This is a genomic window from Bradyrhizobium guangxiense, assembly GCF_004114915.1.
GTDB classification, from domain to species: domain Bacteria; phylum Pseudomonadota; class Alphaproteobacteria; order Rhizobiales; family Xanthobacteraceae; genus Bradyrhizobium; species Bradyrhizobium guangxiense.
The window spans coordinates 5,092,411-5,114,228 of sequence record NZ_CP022219.1; the positions used below are offsets into that span (position 1 = coordinate 5,092,411).

Consider the following 21,818-nt stretch of genomic DNA (forward strand, 5'->3'; position numbering starts at 1 on the left):
CCTTCATGTCCTTCGATTTCAGCAAGCTTCTCTCTGTCGCCTGGGGTGGCTGGACCACGACCTGGCCGACCGAACTTCTGGCTCTGCTTTGGCTGGCCTTTCTCGCCAGCTGGGTCGGCGCCTCGTTCTGGCAGGGGCGGACCAAGAAGCAGGTCATGACGCTGGAGTCGCAGCGCTATCGGCTGCCGATCCTGGTCGGCGGCATCCTGTACACGCCGTGGGTTGCGGAGATCCTGGGCTGGAAGCCGCTTTGGGTGCTCGGCAACACGGGCATCGCCATTGCAGCGGTCCTTTCGGCCGCGGGCATTGCCTTCGCCTGGTGGGGCCGGCTGCATCTTGGGAAATTCTGGTCCAACACCATCACCCACAAGGAAGACCACCGTGTCATCGACACGGGCCCCTACGGCATCGTGCGCCACCCCATCTACACGGGGCTGATCTTCGGCATGTTGGTGACCGGTGTTGCGATCGGCTTGGTGACGACGATCCTCGGCGCGATCCTGATCTCGCTCGGCATGTGGCAGAAGGGCCGGATGGAAGAAGTGTTCCTCTCCAAGGAGCTTGGCGAAGACGCCTACGGCGCCTATTGCCGCCGCGTCCCGATGATCATCCCGTTCCTGTCGCCGCGGTGAGCTCCTAAGCGCAAGACCCGTAGTGCCAAGGACCCGCCCCTGCCGCTGACCGTTGTCCGCTCGACACCTGCTCCCTGCCGCAGAGCATCGAGCCATGTCGGATGCCTACGATTATTTTCGCGCGCACGCGATTGCCGCCGTCCGCAAGGCGCGGGCGCTGCCGCCCGGGCGGACGAAGCAGAAGCAGCGCACGGTGGCGCGGGTCTATCATCTGTTGTCGCGGGAGGCCGCGCTCGCGCCGAACATTCATCACCTCGATGATTTTCGCGCGGCACGGCAGCTCGAGCGGCAGATCGGCCGCTGATCTCTCTCCATGCAAATTTGGTCGGCAGCCATTCCGCAGGAATAGACCCCGGCGCCATGCCGCATAGGTTGACGTCGGCCCCGTCAGCCAGTTGGATGCGCCCGCAAACAGGGGCTCCTCATGACCTTTTCCAGCATCTTCGCGCAGTTCGTCGCGTTCATCGGCGGCATCGCGCTGCAATGGCGCAAGATGACGGGCACCGAGCCAGCGCCGGCCTGGGGAGAGAAGCCCGCCATTCCCGAAGCCAAGCCGCAAGGCGCGATCCCGACCTTGAAGATGCCGACCGCGCGCGGCTGGAGCGAGGGCCAGAAGCCGACGGTGGCGCCCGGGCTCAAGGTCAATGCGTTCGCGACCGGTCTCGACCATCCGCGCTGGATCGAGGTGCTGCCCAATGGGGACGTGCTGATCGCGGAGGCAACGCAGATCGCGGGCGCCCCGCGCAGCGTGTTCCACTATGCGATGCAGGCGACGATGCGGCGCGCCGCGGCGCTCGGCGTGTCCGCCAACCGCATCACGCTGTTGCGCGACAAGGACGGCGACGGCGTCGCCGAACATCGCGGTGCGTTCATGGAGAACCTCAACCAGCCGTTCGGCATGGCGCTGGTCGGTGACACCTTTTACGTCGGCAACACCGATGGCGTGATGGCCTTCCCTTATGTCGCAGGTGCCGACCGCATCACCGCGCCAGGCAAGAGGCTTACGACGTTCAAGCCGGGCGGACACTGGACGCGCAGCCTGCTTGCAAGCCCCGACGGCAAGAAGCTCTATGCCGGCGTCGGCTCGCTCAGCAACATCGCCGAGATGGGGTTCGAGGTCGAGGAAGGCCGCGCCGCGGTCTACGAGCTCGACCTCGTCGCCGGCACGCATCGCATTTTCGGCGCCGGCCTGCGCAATCCCGTGGGCCTTGCCTGGGAGCCGAATACGAAGGTGCTCTGGACCGTCGTCAACGAGCGCGACGGGCTCGGCGACGAGACCCCGCCGGATTATCTCACATCCGTGCGCGACGGCGGTTTCTACGGCTGGCCCTATTGCTACTGGGGCAAGACGGTGGACGACCGCGTGCCGCAGGACCCGGCGATGGTCGCCAAGGCGATTCAACCGGACTATGCGCTCGGCGGTCACACCGCCTCGCTCGGCCTGTGCTGGATGCCCGCAGGCACCCTGCCCGGCTTCGGCGACGGCATGGTGATCGGCCAGCACGGCTCGTGGAATCGCAGCAAGCTGTCCGGCTACAAGCTGGTGTTCATCCCGTTCGCCAACGGCAAGCCGTCCGGCCCCGGTCGCGACATCCTGTCCGGCTTCCTGTCCCCGGACGAGAAGGAATCCTACGGCCGCCCGGTCGGCGTCGTGATCGGCCCCGACAAAAAGTCGCTGCTGATGGCCGACGACGTCGGCAACGTGATCTGGCGCGTGACGGGGGCGTAGGGGATTACGTTCCCACACACAACGTGGCGCGCTGCTTGCGGAGCAGCGCGATCACGGAGAGTGCCGTAATCAGACCGGTCTTTGGATTTTCGGACGGGATGTTCTCGATGCCCATCGAGAACCGCGCCGAGTCCGCTTCGACCTCGATGCGGTGAACGTTGCGCGTCACGGTCGGGTCGGCCCAGACCTGGATCTGGGTGCGATCGGGCCCGATGCCCGCCAGCGACAAGGCAACGGCGACATTGACGTTGGCCGGAAAGCCCTTTGCCGCCTCGCGCGCACTGCCCTCGAACAGCTTGAGCGGCTCGCGCAGATTGTCGATGTCGATGTTGTTCTGAACGATGAACGGGGCACCCTTCAGCCCGTCGATCGGCTTGCGCGTCACCATCTTCACGGAATGGATGGTGCCGATTGCGGCGGCGTTGACGGCGTCGAGCCCGATCAGCGCGCCGGTCGGCACCATGATGCGGCCGCCATGGGCGCGGGCGAGATCGACGAGATCGAAATTCTCGAGCAGGCCGCCGACGCTGACCACGACCGCCGCCTTGCCGCGCCTCACCGCGGGCTCGACGATGGCACGCAGATGATGGCTCGGCGCGCATTCGACCACGATGTCGGCGGCATCACCAAGCTGGTCGACCGGCACAACCCGCGGCGGGTGGCGCAGGCTCCTGATGAAAGCCTGATGCTTGGCGGGGTCGCGCACCGCGACAGCCGACAGCGTCAGCCCCTCGATGCCCTGATCGAGCGCGGTCGCGATCTTGGCGCCGATCGAGCCCACGCCTGCGATGGCGACCCGCAGATCGCTCTTTGCCTTTTGATCCGTCATCGCGTCCCTCTCTGTGCGGTCCAAGTCTTTAAACCGTCACGCCTCGCGCGCATAGCTGCGCAGGCGCGTGTCCAGCACCGCCAGCATGGCATCGCGAGCCGGATCGCGCGAGCCGCGCAGCCAGGCGGCGGCGAGCGGCAGGCGGCCGACGGGACCGCTCTGCTTCGGGCGGAGCGGCACGAAACGCACGCCTGACACCGCCATCCGCATGGTCCAGCGCGGCACGATCGCGACGCCTAGCTTCGTGGCCACCAGATTGATGATGGTCTGCTTCTCGTCGGCGACCTGCACGATGCGCGGCGTCAAGCCGGCCTGCTCGAACAGCTTTATGGTGAGGTCGTGGCTGTGCGGCCGCGAGCGGCGGTCCGGCACCAGCATCGCCTCGTCGGCGATGTCGGCCAGCGTGATCGACTTGCGCCGGGCCAGCGCATGCCGCTGCGGAAACGCCACGATCGCGGTCTCCTGCAGCAGATCGCGGAATTCGAGCCGCTTGTCCGCGCGGTCGGGCGGGCGGACGAAAGCGAGATCGAGCGCGCCAGTCAGGATCTTCGGCAGCAGCCGGACCGTCTTGTCCTCGAGGAGCTGCACCGCGACGTCAGGATGCTTGGCGCGGAAGTCGCGCAGCAGCGGCGGCAGCAGCCCGGCCGCAGCGCTGTCGATGGCGCCGATCCGCAGCCGTCGCGCGGACCCCGCGCGGGAGCGGTTGCGCAAATTGCTCTCGACCGCCTCGACCTTGGCGAGGATGGCGCGAGCATCGCGCAGCAGCGTCGCGCCGTCCTCGGTGAGCGACACCGCGCGCGTGGTTCGCGCGAACAGCCGCGTGCCCAGATCTTCCTCAAGCAGCCTGATCTGACGGCCGAGCGCGGAGGGCAGCATCAGCAGTTGCTGCGCCGCGCGGCCGAAATGCAGCTGCTCGGCCGCCGCCACGAAGCACCGAAGCTGATGCAATTCCATCCCGCAAATCCCCATCGCCGCGCGATGCGATGATTATATCATTTTTTTGTATAAACCAGCGGCAATTGAGCCGCCCCTGAACCCGCTCTAGATTCGCCGCCGGCGCGGACGGTCGGATATGCCTGCGCCATTTCTCACACGGAGCCTTCCCATGCGCACCCATTCGATCGCAGCCATTCCCGCCGACGGCATCGGCCCCGAGGTGATCTCGGCCGGCGTCCGCGTGTTGGAGGCGCTTGCCAAGCGCAGCGGCGACCTCGCCTTCAACGTTAAGACGTTCGACTGGGGCTCGGACTACTACAAGAAGCACGGCGTGATGATGCCGGCCGATGGCTTGGCAGAACTGAAGAAGTTCGACGCGATCTATTTCGGCGCGGTCGGCGCGCCCGATGTCCCCGATCACATCACGCTGTGGGGCCTGCGCCTGCCGATCTGCCAGGGTTTTGATCAATACGCCAATGTGCGGCCGACCAAGATCCTGCCGGGCGTCGCCTCGCCGCTGCGCAATGTCGGCGTCGGCGATCTCGACTGGGTGATCGTGCGCGAGAATTCGGAAGGCGAATATGCCGGCATGGGCGGGCGCGCCCACAGGGGCCTGCCGGAAGAGGTCGGCACCGAGGTCGCGGTCTTCACCCGCGTCGGCGTCACCCGCATCATGCGCTATGCCTTCCAGCTCGCACAGTCGCGTCCGCGGAAATTCCTGACTGTCGTGACCAAGTCGAACGCGCAGCGCCACGGCATGGTGATGTGGGACGAGATTGCCGCCGAAGTCGCAACCGAATTCCCCGACGTGACCTGGGACAAGATGCTGGTCGATGCCATGACGGTGCGGATGACGCTGCACCCGAAGAGCCTCGACACCATCGTCGCGACCAATCTGCACGCCGACATCCTCTCCGATCTGGCCGGCGCGCTGGCGGGCAGCCTCGGCGTGGCGCCGACCGGCAACATTGATCCGCAGCGCCGCTTCCCCTCGATGTTCGAGCCGATCCACGGCTCGGCCTTCGACATCACCGGCAAGGGCATCGCCAATCCGGTCGCGACCTTCTGGACCGGCGCGCAGATGCTCGAGCATCTCGGCGAGAAGGACGCAGCGGCACGGCTGATGATGGCGGTCGAAAAGGTCTGCGCGGCCGGCGTGCTGACGCCCGATGTCGGCGGCAAGGCGACGACGAAGGATGTGACGGATGCGGTGATCGACGCGATCCACGGGTCGAATGTCTAGCACATCAAGGCCAGTCTCGGCGGGCTGTTCCTGGGGTCAATGCACGCCATAGCGGACGAACGCATCGGCAATCCCGACGTCAATGAGTTTAGCTGCCGCCATGTCGCGCTCGCCACCGGCATTGTCGCCCCGCCTGAGCTTGGCAAGTCCGCGTCCATAGAGCGCGCTTGCCAGGTTTGGCGCCAGGCGCAAGGCATAGTTGTAGTCTTCAATGGCCGCAACGAGCTGGCCCAACTTGAGATGGATCAGCGCGCGTGAATCGTATGTCGATGCATCGTTCGATCCCGATTGTATCGCCCTGTCGCAATCGTCGAGCCCGGCCTGCAGATCGCCGATGACCGCTCGGGTCCAGCAGCGTCCGCTCCGGACCCAGATCAAATTCGGAGCCAGACGGACGGCCTCGTCGAAATCGCGCGAGGCCTGATCATACCGGTTCAGCTTCAGGTGGGCTTCCGCGCGATTGGCGAAGGCACCGCCATAGTCGGGGTTGAGCCTGATCGCCTCGTCGAAGGACCTGACAGCCTCCTCATACGCCCCCTTCCGCAGATAAGCCACACCGCGATTATTCACCGGCTTGACATAGCCAGTGGCGGCTTCGATCGCCCGATCGAAATCGCTGATCGCGCGATCGTACTCCGCCGCTGCGACATAGGCGCTGCCTCGATTGTTATAGGCTACAGCGAGCGCATCCGGCCTGGCATCACCGGATTTGATGAGTGCCGTACAGCCGGCGATCCGGGCTTGGACCGGAGTAGAATCCGTACCGTTGCACAGCTCAATGCTCTTGATCTGACTATTCTTCTGCGGCGGCTGCGCGTGCGCCGGCGAACCGAGCGACAGCAGCACGAGAACGAGTGCTGCACTGTCGATGATGGCGCCCCTGCTCCGCATGTCCTCTCGCTTCAACACCCTTGGCAGATTTTCGGCGCGAAACCCATTCCCTGTTCGGGCGCTGCAATCGTCACGCGCTTCTTCGTCAACTTGCTTTTACCCTCTTCGATGAGCGTCGAGAACCTGACCGCGCCGTCATCCGAAATCTCGATATGCGGCGTGGTGCCTCGAATTCCCATCGTTGCAACGGGCGTATCGACCTTCATATCGCCGGTCTTCGCGACCTGGCCTGCGACGAAGGTTGCCGTCCCCCTGGCCAGATTGAAAAACGATGCGTTGGACTTGCCGTCCGGTTCGTACACGTACTCATCCAAGACCATGCGCGCATTGCTTGACAGATTGAAAGACGAGCCGTCGCTGAAATTGATGCTGACCCGGCTGTCCGCGTCGGTTCGCACCACGTCGTGCAGATACACGGCATCCCCGACCCTGCTTTGAGCAGGGGGATTGCCGAGGTTGGCCTGAACGACGACCGCACCTGGCCGCTCGATCGAGACCGACCCTGCAATGGCGACAATCTTGCCGATGGGTTTTGGCACAACGCCGTCAAGATCACGCGCCACGGGACTGACTTGAGCCTGGGCCGGCACGGCAAGAACACCCGCCCATGCCCAGATGAAACCCGTCACGAGAACTGCAATTGCATGCCTGCACATGATCAGCCCTTTCCGAGAAGATCTTGTCTGCGTGCAGCCTGACAGGAGCTAAATGAACTCAGGATCAGGCTTGCAAGCTAGGCATTGTCAGTATCTATGACCTGGATCGGTGCTGGCGGCATACGCTCCAGGCAAAATATGCTTCCAATTTTGATCTTAGGCTCAAGCCGTTTGCCTGGCTAGCGAAACTGATCTAGATTTCTCGTTGCTCGACCCTCAACTTCTTGAGAGCGCAAATTGCAAGCCCGGAGAGGCATCTCCGCTGAACCGGCCACTATCTCGGCTCGACCTATAGAGATCATTTTTTTACGAAGTGTCTTCGGCGTGCAGGCCTGGGGTTGCTAACGCCAATAAATGCGCATTTCGCCCGTGGCGTAGCAAATCCGACAAGAAGATCGCGGCACCGCGCCGACTCCGAATTTTTCGGCACGCGAGGCCACGGCCATGTCAGTTGCTTTCGACGTCGGACTCCAGAATGGGGTCACCAAGGCTTTTCCCCTCCAGATCATCGGCATCATTCAAAGCGCGTCGGGATACGTTACGCTCACGCGTGATGACGGTCCTGCAATCCAGGTCAACATCGGCGACTTTGTCTGCCTCCGTGACATAATCGAAACGGCTGCGGATGCGCAGATCGGGATTTGGCTTCTCGACGATACCGTGTTCAATCTCGCCAGCGGAGCTCGCGTCGCATTGCGCGAGTTCGCTTCCGAAACCGACACCGCGTCGCGTTCGACGATCGTTGCAATCACCAGCGGAAGCTTTGCTTTCGCGGCGGGCCGGCTGGCGAATAGCGGCACGCTGACGATCGACACGCCTCTGGGCAGCGTCCGCGGCCGCTCCTACGCAAACGGCTTCGGCCTTCTGACGATGGCGGCGCTGACCTTTTCGATGGTGGACGAGGCGCAAGGCTCGGATCCCGACGCCACTTTTCTCGATAACGATACGCTCACTTACAAAGACCTTCAGCACGGCGCCTTCGAGCTCATCACCAAGGAGCGGGTGCCGCGGCACATCATCGTCGATGATCCAGGTGAAACCGTCATCCTGAACCGGGCCGGCTCCTCGATCAGCGTGAATCAGGTTACCAACAGTGCTACTCGCATGGAGGAGTTGCACGCAGCTCAACAGGACGTGCTCACCAATCTCACGAGAGGTGCGACAGGGTCCAGCACGCCACCTGCCATCAATGCACTTCCGCTGCAGCATATCAACTTCAACTCGGATAACTCGGCGGCTCCGCTCAATCTGCTTCCGGCGCCGTTGCCGCCGGTCGACATGCCTTTGATCGTACGGCCGCCGCCGACACTGAATGTGCCGGCCGGGCCCACCGAAATCGACACGACCGCCTTCGACGACACTTTCTCGGCGACAACCGGAATCTTGACGGCCAGCAGCACGTCCAACGCCGGGCTTACCTACAGTCTCAGCGGCGGGACGGCCGGCATCACGGTCTTGAATGGAGAAACATACGATTTCTGGCAAACCGGCCCGTATGGCATCCTCTATCTTAATAGCGCATCCGGCGCCTACGCCTTCGTTCCGAATGCGGCTGCCATCAACGCCCTGTCGTCGTCGACGACCATGGGTTTCGTCATCACCGTTTCGGACGGTGAGTTCTCGAGCAGTCAGACTTTCGTCGTCAACATTCAAGGCGTCAACGACACTGCCATCATCTCAGGCACCACCGCCGGCGCGGTGGTCGAGGCCGGCGACGTTGCCAATTCGGCGACGGGCGCACCGAGCGCAACCGGCACGCTGACAGATACCGATGTCGACAATCCACCGAACACGTTCACCGAGCTCAGCTCGCCGACCAGGAGCGCCGGCGGGTACGGCACTTTCACGATGACAGCCGGCGGCGTGTGGACCTACACGCTCGACGATAGCAACAGCACAGTGCAGGCCCTGAATGTCGGCGACACACTGACCGACACCCTGACCGTGACCAGCATCGACGGAACACCTCAAATCGTGACGATCACGATCCAGGGCAGTAACGACGCGGCCGTCATCTCGGGAGCCACGACCGGTTCGGTCGTCGAGGCGAGCAGCACCTCGCCCGGCGTGCCGATCGCGACGGGCACGCTTTTCGCCGCGGATGTCGACAATCAGGCAAACGCGTTCGTTGCAGTCAGCGTGCCGACGGCAAGCCAGCAAAACTATGGCAGCTTCACCATCACAGCGGCCGGTGTGTGGACCTACCTATTGGACGGCACCAACACCATGGTGCAAGCGCTGAACAATGGCAACACGCTGACAGACAGCTTCACGGTGACCGCAGCCGACGGCACGGCGCAGCTGGTCACGATCACCATCAACGGCAGCAACGATGGAGCGATCATCTCCGGAACGGCGACCGGTTCGGTGATCGAGGCCGGAGGCGTCGCCAATGGCACACCTGGCGCGCCGATTGCGACCGGGACATTGACCGACGCCGATCCTGACAATACGGCCAACACCTTCATCGCGGTGACCACGCCAACGACGAGTGCGGGCGGCTTCGGCACCTTCACGATGACCGCGCTTGGCACGTGGACCTACACGCTCGACAATGCGAACGCCACAGTACAGGCGCTCAATACCGGCGATACGCTGATCGATCAGTTCACCGTGACCACAATCGACGGCACGCCGCAGTTGGTGACGATCACGATCAACGGCAGCAATGACGCCGCGTTCATTGCCGGGACAACGACGGGATCGGTGCTCGAAGCCGGCGGCAGCTCCTCCGGCGCGCCGGTCGCGACCGGCACGCTCACTGATACCGATCTTGACAACCCGGCCAACATCTTCACGGCGGTGACCTCGCCCACGGCCAGCGACAGCGGCTACGGTACTTTCACGATGACCGCATCCGGGCTGTGGACCTATACGCTCGACAACAACAACAGTGTGGTGCAAGCGCTGAACAATGGCGACACGCTGACAGACAGCTTCACGGTGACCGCAGCCGACGGCACGGCCCAGCTGGTCACGATCACCATCAACGGCAGCAACGATGGGGCGATCATCTCCGGAACGGCGACCGGTTCGGTGATCGAGGCCGGAGGTGCCGCCAATGGCACACTTGGCGCGCCGATTGCGACCGGGACATTGACCGACGCCGATCCTGACAATACGGCCAACACCTTCATCGCGGTAACCACGCCAACGACGAGCGCGGGCGGCTTCGGCACCTTCACGATGACCGCGCTTGGCACGTGGACCTACACGCTCGACAATGCGAACGCCACAGTGCAGGCGCTCAACGTCGGAAATACGCTGATCGATCAGTTCACCGTGACCACAATCGACGGCACGCCGCAGTTGGTGACGATCACGATCAACGGCAGCAATGACGCCGCATTCATTGCCGGGACAACGACGGGATCGGTGCTCGAAGCCGGCGGCAGCTCCTCCGGCGCGCCGGTCGCGACCGGCACGCTCACTGATACCGATCTTGACAACCCGGCCAACACCTTCACGGCGGTGACCTCGCCCACGGCCAGCGATAGCGGCTACGGTACTTTCACGATGACCGCATCCGGGCTGTGGACCTATACGCTCGACAACAACAACAGTGTGGTGGACGCGCTGGTCGCCGGCGAAACGCTTACAGATCATTTCACAGTCACGACAATCGACGGCACGACACAAGAGGTGACAATCGCCATCCATGGCGCCAGCGATGCGGACCCCAATGACTTCGACGATCTGGCAACAGGATCAACCGTCGTATCCGTTCCCCCATTTGTCTACGGCACTCCTGGAAGCGACAGCATCGCCGGTGGCGGCAGCGTTGCCCAGATCGTCTATGGAGGCGCCGGCGACGATACCCTTAACGGGACCGGCGTGAACGACACCATTTTCGGCGGATCTGGCAACGATACCATCAAGGGTAACAACGGGGCGGACGTCATCTACGGCGGCTCCGGGCAAGACACTATCGACGGCAGCAACGAGAACGACACGATCATCGGCGGGGTCGGCGCGGACAAGCTCACGGGCGGCAACGGCGATGACGTCTTCGTCTATCTGTCGGTGCAAGATTCCAGCGCCGGCCGGTTCGACACGATCAACGACTTCACATCAGGAACCGACAGGATTGATTTGACGGCTCTCGGCGCGCTCGGATTCGTCATCCTGGCCCTAAGCTCCACAAGCACGTCCGTGCCACCGCATACCATCGCCTGGATTTACGACAGCTCAGCCAACGAAACCGTCGTGTATGTCAATCCGACCGATCACACGCTCCAGATCGGCGATTCCAGTCTGCTGGAAGTCCATCTCCAGGGCGTGGCTACTATCGATTCGGCGGATTTCATCGTGGACCAGACCGCGGCACCGGCGCTGACTGTAAGCGCAGCCATCGATCCGAGCCCGGCAATGCAAAGTGACACCGCGCTCGTCACGACCAGCACGTCCGACGCCTCGACCAATTCGACGGACAGCAGCGGCACACTTTCGCTCGACGAAAGTTCCACCGCGATCGATGTGAGCTATTCCCTCGTCGACCAGTCCTGGAGCTGGAGCCGTGAGACAAGCTCTTACACGTCGGACGAGACTGCAACGCAATTCATCCTCTCCGAACCGAAGGTCGTCACGCGCTCGATGGACGTCTTCAGATTCACCTTCGAGCAGGGGGAGACCAACGACGGCATCCACACCACCGGAATCGGCTCGGTCAGCATGGCACAGGACGATCATGCCATGCTGCACGTCTCTTGGGTCACGCCAGGTGCATTCCTTTCAACCGAGCAGCATGTCGGCGGCAAGACCGCAGAAGCCCCTGGTCTGGCAAGCATTGCCGAACCCGGGAATGCGCCGGATACTCTTTCCCAGAAAGAAGCTGAAAGAGGCGGCGGCACGCACGCAGATCCCGTTCAAACCAGCAAACATGGCCATGCTCCGACCGAGGGCTACGACGAACCCGTTGCTCAATCGCAACCTGCGGGCGGTGGCGCGCCTGGTTCACCCGGAAACGCGGAGGCAAATCCACATGGACTGGGTGACTCCTTCAAATTCCTGAATCCGGTGATCGAGGGATCGCGGACCACATTCTCAGACGATTCCGCGGCGGCGCACGATCATCACGAACGCGCGGCAGCAGCCGACGAACATGGCAGGCTAGCCACCGACGTTTCGCAGCTAGATCACGGTGTTCACGTTGCCCCCGGCTTGGCCGAGGCTCATGCGCCGCACGATCCGACAATCGAGGAATTGCGCGCCATAATATTGGACGATCTCTCGGTGCCGCACGATCACCACGAACACGCGGCAACAGGCGGCGAGCATGGCAGACCAGCCGCCGACGACGTTTCGCAGCTGGACCACGGCGCTCACGTTGCTCTCGGCTTAGCCGGGGCTCATGCGTCGCATGATCTCTTGGTGTGAAATGGTCTGCAGAAGATCCGGAATGTTCTAAAGCGCGATGAGATTTAGATGAATCGTCATCGCGCTTTAGGTTGTTGTTTGCGCATGATCTTTCCGGAAAACCGCTTCGCACTTTTCCGGATCATGCTTTAAGAGGCTCGCCCGCAGACGGAAGAGGACAACGATCTCGGATTACCGCCGCCTGGCCGGAGCCGGCGGCGGCGTCGCCATCGCGGCCGCCGGCTCAGGCGGCGCCAGATGCCTGGGCACGATGATGGTCTGGCCCGGCGTGAGCTGCGCGTTCTCTGCAAGCGAATTGCTCTGCGCCAGCGTCCACAGCGGCACGCGATTGGCGGCGGCGATGCTTTCCATGGTGTCGCCCCGGCGCACCGGCACCCGCACGCCGCTATCCCACAATTCGACCAGGGTATCGCCAGGCACGAGATAGCGTAGCGGCACGGCATCGGCCGGGGTCTGCGGCGGAATGCGCGGCAGCTGCGTTACCATCTCGACGATCTGGCGATGGATGTCGTCGGACTTCTCGATGTTGATGTGCGAGACGCGGCTGTTTTCCTTGAGGTCGTAGCTCGCGTAGTGGCCGCGAAAGCCCGGCACGGCCACGACGTCGCCGCCGCCGAGCACGCTGTCGGACAGGAAGATGTTGATGAAGCGCTCGACATTGAGCGGCACGTCGCCGGTCGCATGCGCGGGGTCGATGGCGATGACGAGGCTGATCGGGATGTTCTCCTTGGCCGCCATCTCGGAGATGATGATCGAGCACAGCCCGCCCATGGAGTGGCCGATCAGCACGATCGGCGCCGGACTGTCCTTGTAGCTGGACATCACGCGCTTGCCGATCAGCTGGCACAGCGTGAATTCATAGACGTCAGCGGAGAAGCCAGCCTGGGTCAGCTTCTCGCTGAGCCGGTCCATGCCGGTCGAGAAGATCGGGCCCATGGCGCCGCGGAATAGGTAGACCTTGGGCGGCGGCAAGGGCTCGAACGGTGGAGGCGGCGGCGCGGCCGGGGCGGCTGCGGCTGCGACAGGCTTCTGCTTGGCAGGTGAGGCAGCGGCCATGCCGCCGCTCAAGGCGAGCAGCACGATTGCTGCCAACGCGACCAGTCGCCTCGAATGAATCATCAGTCCAGCAGTCCCACCACGGGAGGCAAAGGCCTCCACCGGCAGGCTTAGTGACCACCGATTGGGTGGATTTTGGGGCACAGGAACCGAGCCGCGACGCACCGCGCGCGCATCAAGGCTCCGTGACCGGATGCGCCCACTCTCAGCCGTCACGGCTTGCCCTTGAGTCGGCTCCGGTGCGCAGCCTGCTTGGCGCGATTGCCGCAGACCGCCATCGTGCACCAGCGCCGCGCACGCCTGCGGGTGTGGTCGGCGAACAGCATCGTGCAATTGTGGCCTTCGCACGCCTTCACATCGGAAAAGTCTTCGTCGCAGACGAACCGTGCCATCGCTTCGCCGATCGGCAGCAGCAGAGATTCCGGCGAGCGCCAGCGCCGCATCCGCTGCAGCGCAAGTCGGCCCTCGCCGCGGGGCGGCACGATCTGCAGGAACGCCTCGTCGTGCTCGAGGATGTTGTTCAACGGGCCGAGCTCCAGCAATGCCCGCGCGGACAGAGGCCGCCCCGCATGCTTCAGAACGAAGCCCCTGAACCACTCGCGCAAGGCCCGGGCCTGACCGGCGACCTCATCGAGCTCATCCGGCCTCGCCCGCGCCTTCAGCGCGTCCAGCTCCCCCGCCGGCACCAGCTTCGCCTGCAACAGCCAGTCGATCAGGCCTTCGCCATCGTCGATCCAGTCGACAGGCGTATCGACCGGTGTGGCGACCGAGTTGAGGAAATCGAGGCCGAGCGAGTCGGCGATGAACATGGCGGGCGGTCTGTCCATGAGCGGGTCCTTGACCTGCCGGCGAGCGGCAACGGCTAAGTAACCGCTAAAACCGAAGTTGACAAGTTACGATAGGCGTTAGTAACCTATGATAACGTTATTGACAGGTTACTATTGGAGACGGCTCATGACCCCGACCAACTACCGCACCGAAGACGTCGATGGCTTCAAGGTGTTCTATCGCGAGGCCGGCCCCAAGGGCGCGCCGAAGCTGCTACTGCTGCACGGCTTCCCAAGCGCCGGCCACATGTTCCGCGACCTGATCCCGCTGCTCGCGGACCGGTTTCACATCGTGGCACCCGACCTTCCCGGCTTTGGCCAGTCGGACATGCCGCCGCGCGAAGACTTCGTCTACAATTTCGACAACATCGCCCATGTGATCGAGCGCTTCACCGAGGTGATCGGCTTCGATCGCTTCGCCGTCTACGTGTTCGACTATGGCGCGCCGACGGGCTTTCGGTTGGCGCTCAGCCATCCCGAGCGGATCACGGCGATCATCTCGCAGAACGGCAACGCCTATGAGGACGGCCTCAGCGATGGCTGGACCCCGATCAAGGCCTATTGGCAAGATCCCTCTCCTGCGAACCGCGAGGCGCTGCGCGCCTTCCTCACGCCGGAGGCGACGCGCTGGCAGTACACGCACGGCGTCCCTGACGCGACCCTGGTGTCACCGGACGGCCAGAACCTCGACAATTTCTACCTGGCGCGCCCAGGCTCGGATGACGTGCAGCTCGACCTGTTCGGTGACTACAAGAGCAACGTCGCGCTCTACCCGCTCTTCCAGAGCTACTTCCGCACGCACAAGCCACCGTTCCTGGCGGTGTGGGGCAAGAACGATCCGTTCTTCATCCCGCCCGGCGCCGAGGCGTTCAAGCGCGACAATCCCAACGCGGCGGTGCAGTTCTTCGACACCGGCCATTTTGCGCTGGAGACGCATGCGAAAGAGATCGCGGCGAGCATCCGCGCATTCTTGAAGTGACGGCGGAAGGCACGACCGCGCGATAGCTTCGCGCGCGTCGGCATTATCAAGAGAGTAATGCGCGACGAATCCGTCGCGCAGACCGGCTCAGTTCCTCGCCGGCGCCGTCGCCGCCGCCGAACGGGCCTGCCGCGGTGCGCCGGGTTCAGCAACCGGCAGCGCCGGCGCGCGCGAGCGCATGATCGCAGCGTCGATCTCGGCGATGACGCGGCGCTGGATCGCCTCGTTCTTGTCGATCGAGATGTGGCCGACGCCGGTGCCGCGCACGTCGACATTGTCGAGCTTGCCGCGGAGGCCGGCTGCGGCCCGTACCGGCTCACCGGGGCCATCGCCGATATAGATGTTGATGTAACGCTCCGCGCCGGTCGAGAGCTTGGTCTTGAACACGGAGTCGAGGCCGATGGCGAGCTTCACGGGCACGCCGAGCTGGTTGAGCTTGGCGATCATGTCGGGCAGCGCGGTCGCGCCGGAGGAATGGCCGACCAGGATGATGGTCTTGAGACGGCCGGCCTTGTAGGCCGTCGCGGCCTCGTCGGCGAGCGAGGACCAGGACACAAAGTTCGCGACGGTCACCGGGATGCCCTGGGCCTGGAGCCGGGCGCCGATCGTGTCGAGCCCGAGCGAGAAGATGTTGAGCACACCGCGGAGCAGATAGACATGCGTGGTCGCAACCGCGGCCTGGGTCGGCGCCGCCTTGGCGGTGGCCGGAGTCATGGCAACAGCTGACAGCAGGAGCAGGCCCATCGCCCACACGCGGAGGGCGGACAATTGGCTGGCGCCGGCGGTGTGACGGCCGTTCGGTCTCATCGATCTTTTCCCTGGGGACAATACGCTTTGCGATTGGCCGGAATCGTAGCCATGGCCCGCTCGCAGACGCAACAAAGAGGCGCGTGAACGGCAATCTTAGCCGCAGCCCGTGGCCATAGCGCAACACTTGCTCGAAACCCGCCACCGAAGAGCCGGTTTTGAGACCATTTTTCTCCGGGGAATTGCGGACAGGCAAATGCGTTCTTATTTCAGGGTTCCGCTGACCCGCCCTTGCGGCAGGTTCCAGCCTCCCCCCTCCCCAGCCCTGCCCTTCAGCCTTGCGGCCATCATGTCATCCATTATTTCCGTCGCCAATCTGTCGAAGACCTATGGGTCCGGCTTCAAGGCGCTCAAGAACGTCAATCTCGATATCAAGCGCGGCGAGATCTTTGCGCTGCTCGGCCCCAACGGCGCCGGCAAGACCACGCTGATCTCCATCATCTGCGGCATCGCCAACCCGAGCGAGGGCCGGGTCCTCGTCGGCGGCGAAGACATCCAGACCTCCTACCGCAAGGCACGCTCGCTGATCGGCCTGGTGCCGCAGGAATTGCACACCGATGCCTTCGAGAGCGTGTGGGCGACCGTGAGCTTCTCCCGCGGCCTGTTCGGCAAGCCGAAGAATCCTGCCCACATCGAAAAGGTGCTGAAGGACCTCTCGCTTTGGGACAAGAAGGACAACAAGATCATCACGCTCTCCGGCGGCATGAAGCGCCGCGTGATGATCGCCAAAGCGCTCTCGCACGAACCGCAGATCCTGTTCCTGGACGAGCCGACCGCCGGCGTCGACGTCGAGCTGCGCAAGGGCATGTGGGAGGTGGTGCGCACCCTGCAGCAGTCCGGCGTCACCATCATCCTGACCACGCATTACATCGAGGAAGCCGAGGAGATGGCCGACCGCATCGGCGTCATCAACAAGGGCGAGATCGTGCTGGTGGAGGACAAGACCACCTTGATGCAGAAGCTCGGCAAGAAGCGGCTGACGCTGCACCTGCAGGGCAAGATCGCCTCGCTGCCGGAGAGCCTCCACCATTACGAGCTCGAGCTCTGCGATAACGGCGCCACTCTGGTCTACGACTACGACACCAAGGGCGAGCGCACCGGCATCACCAGCCTGCTCGGCGACCTCCGCACTGCCGGCATCCGCTTCAACGATCTCGACACGACGCAATCGTCGCTCGAGGACATCTTCGTCGACCTCGTGAGGACGTCATGAACCATCGCGCCATCCGCGCCATCTATTTGTTCGAAATGGCGCGCACCTGGCGCACGCTGCTGCAAAGCATCGTCTCGCCGGTGGTTTCCACCTCGCTCTATTTCGTGGTGTTCGGCGCCGCGATCGGCTCCCGCATCAGCCAGGTCGAGGGCGTCAGCTACGGCACCTTCATCGTGCCGGGCCTGATCATGCTCTCGGTGCTGACGCAGAGCATCGCCAACGCCTCCTTCGGCATCTACTTCCCGAAATTCACCGGCACGATTTACGAGATCCTGTCGGCACCGATCTCCTATTTCGAGATCGTGCTCGGCTATGTCGGCGCCGCCGCGACCAAGTCGATCATCCTGGGCCTGATCATCCTGGCGACCGCCGGACTTTTCGTTCCGTTGCATATTCACCATCCGATCTGGATGCTGGCCTTCCTGGTGCTGACGGCGGTGACGTTCAGCCTGTTCGGCTTCATCATCGGCATCTGGGCCGACGGTTTCGAGAAGCTGCAGATGATTCCGATGCTGGTGGTGACGCCGCTGACCTTCCTCGGCGGCAGCTTTTATTCCATCGACATGCTGCCGCCGGCCTGGCGCACGGTGGCGCTGCTCAACCCGGTCGTCTATCTGATCTCCGGCTTCCGCTGGAGCTTTTACGAGATCGCGGACGTCAGCGTCGCCGTCAGCATCGGCATGACGCTGGCGTTCCTGGTGATCTGCCTCGGCATCATCTGGTGGATCTTCCGCACTGGCTATCGGCTGAAGAATTGATCTGTCATTCCGGGGCGTGCGTAGCGCGAGCCCGGAATGACGGCGTTGCATTCACCGATAGCAGTGGAAGTGGTGATAGCCGTCATAATACCCGCGGCAGCGGTGACGGTAGTGACGATGGGGAATGCCGAACACGCCCTCGACCGCACCCACTGCACCGCCGACACCGGCACCGACGACGCCTCCGACTGCGCCGCCCACGGGGCCGGCGATCCGGTTACCTTCATAGGAGCCCTCCTGCGCGCCGCGCACGATGCCCTGGGCATGGCCGGCGTGCGGCAGGGCCGGCAGCGCAAGCAGGAGGGCGGCGGCTGCAAACAGCAGGCGGGCAGGCAAGCTGGCCGGCAACGGCGCGGCGGCGAGACGGGCTTTGTTCATCTTCGGTCCCACGGGAAGTAAAGGAGCAAACGGCGGCGAGTGCCGCCGTTGGATCGGCCATCATCAACGCCGGAGGCGGCTGAATGGTTGCGCTTTGTAACGAATTGTCGGCGTTGTGAATGCGTATCCGCTCGCGAAAATGTCAGCGCCGCCGCGCACAGCGCGGTACAAAGCGGCCTTGCTTACGCCCCGCATCGCGTTAACGATGCCCAGTCAGGCCGCTGGAACGAAAGCCGGATTGCAGACATATTGCACGCCGGGGACGGAGAGCCGCGGCGCCTAGCGTGAACAGGCCGGAGGCCAGGACTTCAAATGCGTTTCCAGATGCGTTCATTTTTCATTGCTTTCACGTCCCTGATGCTTTTGGGCGCGGGCACCGCGCAGGCCAAGGTCGAGATCACCGTCGACAAGGACAATCAGCAGATGACCGTCGCGGTCGACGGCGTCGCGCGCTATCACTGGCCGGTGTCGACCGGCATTCCGTCGCGCGAGACCCCGAACGGCGCGTTCCGCGCCTTCCGCATGGAGGAGGATCACTTCTCCAAGGAATTCGACGACGCGCCGATGCCGCACGCGATCTTCTTCACCAAGGTCGGCCACGCCATCCACGGCACCGACTCAGTCGGCCGGCTCGGCTCCCCGGCGTCACACGGCTGCGTGCGGCTGTCGCGCCAGAACGCATCGACGCTCTATGCGCTGGTGCAGCAGCAGGGCGTGCTCAACACCACGGTGACGCTGACCGGCTCGGCGCAGGTGGCGCTGGCGCGCAATCCGCGCGGTCGCACCAACACCGCAGTGGCCCGCGCCCCGCAGCAGCCAACCGAAGAGCAGTACGCCAACACGGGCGATCCCGTGAATCTCGCGCCGCCGCCGCAGCCCGCACGCCGCTACATGCCGCAGGACGACAATTACATCTATCCCGCCGACGGCAGCGATACAGGCGCGCGCTACCCGGCGCCACGCTCGGCCAGCCGTCCGCTCTATGATGCGCAGGTCTATCAGCAGCAGCCGCAGCAATATTACAATCAGGGCTACGGCCAGCAGGGCTACTATTATCAGCCGCAGCCCCGGCAGCTTTATCAGCCGCGCGGCTACTACTATCAGAACTGACATCATCTGAACGCGGCGTCGCCGCGTTCCACGATCTTTCGCGCCGCATCGACGAAGGCGCGCGCGACCGGCGCGAGGATCTCGGGTCCGGTCGCGCCGAGATCGTCCGACGGCGTGTGGAACGTGCGGTGGCGGCCGGCCATGCCGAGGAAATTGGCATAGCCCGCCGCGTGCACGTCGCGGAGCTCGCCGACCGCCTGCTTCTCCGTCACCAGGCGCCTTGCCTCGACCCCAGCGAAGGCCTCGTCGGTCAACGCGACCGCGGACTTGCTGAGCACGAGATAGCGTTCCTGCTCGGGCCGATCGGTGCGGGCGCCCTCCGCAAAGCCATAGCAAGCGTTCGACGAACCGAAATGAATCCACGCCAACGTGTCCTTAGGCGCGGGCGCACCGTGCTTCAGGAACAGCTCCATGCCGCCATGACCGATCTCGTGACCGGCGGTGGCGATGAAGACGAAATGCGCCGGCCATTTCTCGGCGGCGATTGTGCGCGCGAGCGCAAGGAAGTTGGCGATGCCGGGGCCGCGCTCGCAGACGCAGGAGTACCAGCCGGTCATCGGCGTCGAGACGACGATGGTCGGGCCCCGGCCGGCGCCGGTCTCGGCGACGACGTTGCGGCCGGCAACATCGCGTTCGTAGTGGCCCTTGACGTCGAAGCTGACGGGTGCGCCCGAGGCGAGCGCGCGCTCGAATGTCGCTCGCGAACTGCCGCCGACCACGATCACCGGCACCGGCCAGGGCGCATCCTCCTGCGTGACATTGTAGGCGAAGCGATCATCGGCGGGATTGCCGATCATCAGCAGGATCGCAGCCGGCTTCTTCGCCGCCGCTGCGGCGATGGCCGCACGATGGGCCGGCCCCAGATAGGCACCCCGGTCGAACGGCAATTCCACCCAGAGGATCTTGCCGGCGACATCCCCGTCCCGCGCAAGCGGCGCGCTGAGCTGGAAGCTCGCCCTGTCCTCCGGCGGCCACCAGAACGGCGTTGCCTCGATGGTCCTGCCGCCGGCTTCGGCGCTGGCCTGCTCGACGACATATTGGCGGCCTAATACGACGGGCTGGAAGCTGATCGCAAAGCCCGCGGCGGAAAGCTCGCCGGCAATCCAGTCGGCGGTCGCGCGATCGCCCGCAGAGCCGAAGCGATGCAGACCGAAGGAGGCATAGCGCGCCACATCCTCATGGAGTCTTGCGCCCGAAAGCGCGTCCTCGGCTGCCGCCTGTCCGACCATGAGAACCGCCATCATCGCGATGAAGACAAGCCGCATGTGAGTGGCTCCTGCACCGTTGCTTTTTTGAGGCTCAGTTTCCGCCTTTCGTGGCCGCCGTCAACCGCTGGACTGGACGAAACGTGCAGAGATTTCCTAAGCTCATCTTTTCATTTGGGCTGCGAACCTTGATGCCGTCACGTGCCGCGACCATTCTGATCGTGCTCTCGGTTCTCACTGCAGGACAAGCCATGGCCTTTGATATCGAGGCGCATCGCGGCGGGCGCGCGCTGCTGCCGGAAAACACGCTGCCGGCCTTCGCCAACGCGCTGTCGATGGGCGTGGACACGCTGGAGCTCGACGTCGGCGTAACCGCGGACGGCGAGGTCGTCATATCGCACGAGCGCGGACTCAATCCCGATCTCGCGCGCGGCGCCGACGGCGCTTACATTGCTGCGCCCGGCACGCCTTTGGTCAAGCTGCGGCTGGACGAGGTCAGGACCTATGATGTCGGCCAGATCCGCCCCGACAGTGCTTACGCGAAACAATTTCCCGACCAGCGGGCCGTGCCGGGGACGCACATTCCAACGCTGCGCGAGCTGTTCGCGCTGGTGCGCAAGTCCGGCAACACGCGCGTGCGCTTCAACATCGAGACCAAGATCGATCCGAACCATCCGGACGAAACGCTCGACCCGCAGGCCTTCGTCACGAAGCTGCTGGGACTGATCGAGGCCGAAAAATTTTCCGACCGGGTCATGATCCAGTCCTTCGACTGGCGGACCTTGCAGCTCGTCCAGCAGCAGGCACCGAAGATGGCGACGGTGTATCTGACGCTCCAGCGCGGCGCGGGCCAGACGGTGGTTCTGGACAAGGCGACCAGGTGGACGGCCGGCTTCAATCCTGCCGATCACAGCGGTTCGTTGCCGCGGACGATCAAGTCGGCGGGCGGCGCGATCTGGTCGCCCTATTTCGGCGATGTGACGGCGTCATTGATCACCGAAGCCCAAGCGCTCGGGTTGCGCGTCGTGGTCTGGACGGTCAACAAGCGTGACGACATGGCGCGGATGATCGAGCTTGGCGTCGACGGCATCATCTCGGACAGGCCGGATTTGTTGCGCGAGGTGGCCGGCGAGAGGAGCATTGCGCTGCCGGCGGGGACGCCGGTCGAGCCGTAGGCCTTTGTCCTCGTGACC

General features: G+C 63.9%; 19 protein-coding genes. 10 read left to right on the forward strand and 9 right to left on the reverse strand.

Annotated features, from left to right (window positions below):
• Positions 1–5 precede the first annotated feature (5 nt).
• The 3 genes from X268_RS24365 to X268_RS24375 all read left to right on the forward strand — a co-directional run bounded on the left by X268_RS24365 (position 6) and on the right by X268_RS24375 (position 2,361).
• Complete coding sequence (locus X268_RS24365; RefSeq protein ID WP_128927279.1) at positions 6–632, forward strand: methyltransferase family protein; 627 nt, start codon at positions 6–8, stop codon at positions 630–632.
• A 94-nt stretch (positions 633–726) separates the two neighbouring features.
• On the forward strand, positions 727–936 hold the full coding sequence (locus tag X268_RS24370; protein WP_128927280.1) for a hypothetical protein: 210 nt from the start codon (positions 727–729) through the stop codon (positions 934–936).
• Positions 937–1,056: 120 nt separating this feature from the next.
• Positions 1,057–2,361 carry a PQQ-dependent sugar dehydrogenase gene (locus X268_RS24375; protein ID WP_128927281.1) on the forward strand — a complete coding sequence of 435 codons (1,305 nt, stop codon included), beginning with the start codon at positions 1,057–1,059 and terminating at the stop codon, positions 2,359–2,361.
• A gap of 4 nt (positions 2,362–2,365) precedes the next feature.
• Here X268_RS24375 and X268_RS24380 read toward each other — a convergent pair whose 3' ends face one another.
• Both X268_RS24380 and X268_RS24385 read right to left on the reverse strand, forming a co-directional pair.
• On the reverse strand, positions 2,366–3,190 hold the full coding sequence (locus X268_RS24380) for an aspartate dehydrogenase (RefSeq protein WP_164937904.1): 825 nt from the start codon (positions 3,188–3,190) through the stop codon (positions 2,366–2,368).
• Between the two features lie 36 nt (positions 3,191–3,226).
• Positions 3,227–4,144, reverse strand: coding sequence for a LysR family transcriptional regulator (locus tag X268_RS24385; RefSeq protein WP_128927283.1), 918 nt, complete (start codon positions 4,142–4,144; stop codon positions 3,227–3,229).
• Between the two features lie 151 nt (positions 4,145–4,295).
• Between X268_RS24385 and X268_RS24390 the strand changes: the two genes are divergently transcribed.
• Positions 4,296–5,369 carry a tartrate dehydrogenase gene (locus X268_RS24390; protein WP_128927284.1) on the forward strand — a complete coding sequence of 358 codons (1,074 nt, stop codon included), beginning with the start codon at positions 4,296–4,298 and terminating at the stop codon, positions 5,367–5,369.
• Between the two features lie 36 nt (positions 5,370–5,405).
• Here X268_RS24390 and X268_RS24395 read toward each other — a convergent pair whose 3' ends face one another.
• Together X268_RS24395 and X268_RS24400 are read right to left on the reverse strand one after the other, a co-directional pair.
• Entirely contained in the window at positions 5,406–6,215 is an 810-nt protein-coding gene (locus X268_RS24395; protein ID WP_245477636.1) for a tetratricopeptide repeat protein, read from the reverse strand.
• A 56-nt stretch (positions 6,216–6,271) separates the two neighbouring features.
• A complete protein-coding gene (locus X268_RS24400) occupies positions 6,272–6,889 on the reverse strand; it encodes a FecR family protein (RefSeq protein WP_347341901.1) in 618 nt (205 codons plus the stop codon).
• 471 nt (positions 6,890–7,360) lie between these two features.
• Between X268_RS24400 and X268_RS24405 the strand changes: the two genes are divergently transcribed.
• Positions 7,361–12,292 carry a beta strand repeat-containing protein gene (locus X268_RS24405; protein WP_128927286.1) on the forward strand — a complete coding sequence of 1,644 codons (4,932 nt, stop codon included), beginning with the start codon at positions 7,361–7,363 and terminating at the stop codon, positions 12,290–12,292.
• A gap of 171 nt (positions 12,293–12,463) precedes the next feature.
• Here X268_RS24405 and X268_RS24410 read toward each other — a convergent pair whose 3' ends face one another.
• Both X268_RS24410 and X268_RS24415 read right to left on the reverse strand, forming a co-directional pair.
• Positions 12,464–13,411, reverse strand: a complete 948-nt coding sequence (locus tag X268_RS24410; protein WP_164937905.1) for a LysM peptidoglycan-binding domain-containing protein — start codon at positions 13,409–13,411, stop codon at positions 12,464–12,466.
• Between the two features lie 149 nt (positions 13,412–13,560).
• Positions 13,561–14,175, reverse strand: coding sequence for a CGNR zinc finger domain-containing protein (locus tag X268_RS24415; RefSeq protein WP_128927288.1), 615 nt, complete (start codon positions 14,173–14,175; stop codon positions 13,561–13,563).
• 127 nt (positions 14,176–14,302) lie between these two features.
• Between X268_RS24415 and X268_RS24420 the strand changes: the two genes are divergently transcribed.
• A complete protein-coding gene (locus X268_RS24420) occupies positions 14,303–15,154 on the forward strand; it encodes an alpha/beta fold hydrolase (protein ID WP_128927289.1) in 852 nt (283 codons plus the stop codon).
• Between the two features lie 87 nt (positions 15,155–15,241).
• On the opposite strand, the gene X268_RS24425 is transcribed toward X268_RS24420, so the two are convergent.
• The gene (locus tag X268_RS24425; RefSeq protein WP_128927290.1) at positions 15,242–15,961 is read right to left on the reverse strand and encodes a hypothetical protein; all 720 of its coding nucleotides are present in this window, start codon (positions 15,959–15,961) and stop codon (positions 15,242–15,244) included.
• Between the two features lie 289 nt (positions 15,962–16,250).
• On the opposite strand from X268_RS24425, the gene X268_RS24430 reads away from it, so the two are divergent.
• Positions 16,251–17,174: an ABC transporter ATP-binding protein gene (locus X268_RS24430; RefSeq protein ID WP_128927291.1), complete on the forward strand. Its 924-nt coding sequence runs from the start codon at positions 16,251–16,253 to the stop codon at positions 17,172–17,174.
• Entirely contained in the window at positions 17,171–17,932 is a 762-nt protein-coding gene (locus X268_RS24435; protein WP_128927292.1) for an ABC transporter permease, read from the forward strand. Before X268_RS24430 ends, X268_RS24435 begins: the two co-directional genes overlap by 4 nt.
• A 51-nt stretch (positions 17,933–17,983) precedes the next feature.
• Here the strand turns inward: X268_RS24435 and X268_RS24440 are convergent, their stop codons facing one another.
• The gene (locus X268_RS24440) at positions 17,984–18,310 is read right to left on the reverse strand and encodes a hypothetical protein (protein ID WP_128927293.1); all 327 of its coding nucleotides are present in this window, start codon (positions 18,308–18,310) and stop codon (positions 17,984–17,986) included.
• A gap of 324 nt (positions 18,311–18,634) precedes the next feature.
• Here X268_RS24440 and X268_RS24450 point away from each other — a divergent pair, with 324 nt between their 5' ends.
• On the forward strand, positions 18,635–19,420 hold the full coding sequence (locus X268_RS24450; protein ID WP_164937906.1) for a L,D-transpeptidase: 786 nt from the start codon (positions 18,635–18,637) through the stop codon (positions 19,418–19,420).
• A gap of 2 nt (positions 19,421–19,422) precedes the next feature.
• On the opposite strand, the gene X268_RS24455 is transcribed toward X268_RS24450, so the two are convergent.
• Positions 19,423–20,685, reverse strand: coding sequence for a hypothetical protein (locus tag X268_RS24455; protein ID WP_128927295.1), 1,263 nt, complete (start codon positions 20,683–20,685; stop codon positions 19,423–19,425).
• A 131-nt stretch (positions 20,686–20,816) separates the two neighbouring features.
• Between X268_RS24455 and X268_RS24460 the strand changes: the two genes are divergently transcribed.
• The gene (locus X268_RS24460; protein ID WP_164937907.1) at positions 20,817–21,800 is read left to right on the forward strand and encodes a glycerophosphodiester phosphodiesterase; all 984 of its coding nucleotides are present in this window, start codon (positions 20,817–20,819) and stop codon (positions 21,798–21,800) included.
• The last annotated feature ends 18 nt before the right edge of the window (positions 21,801–21,818 follow it).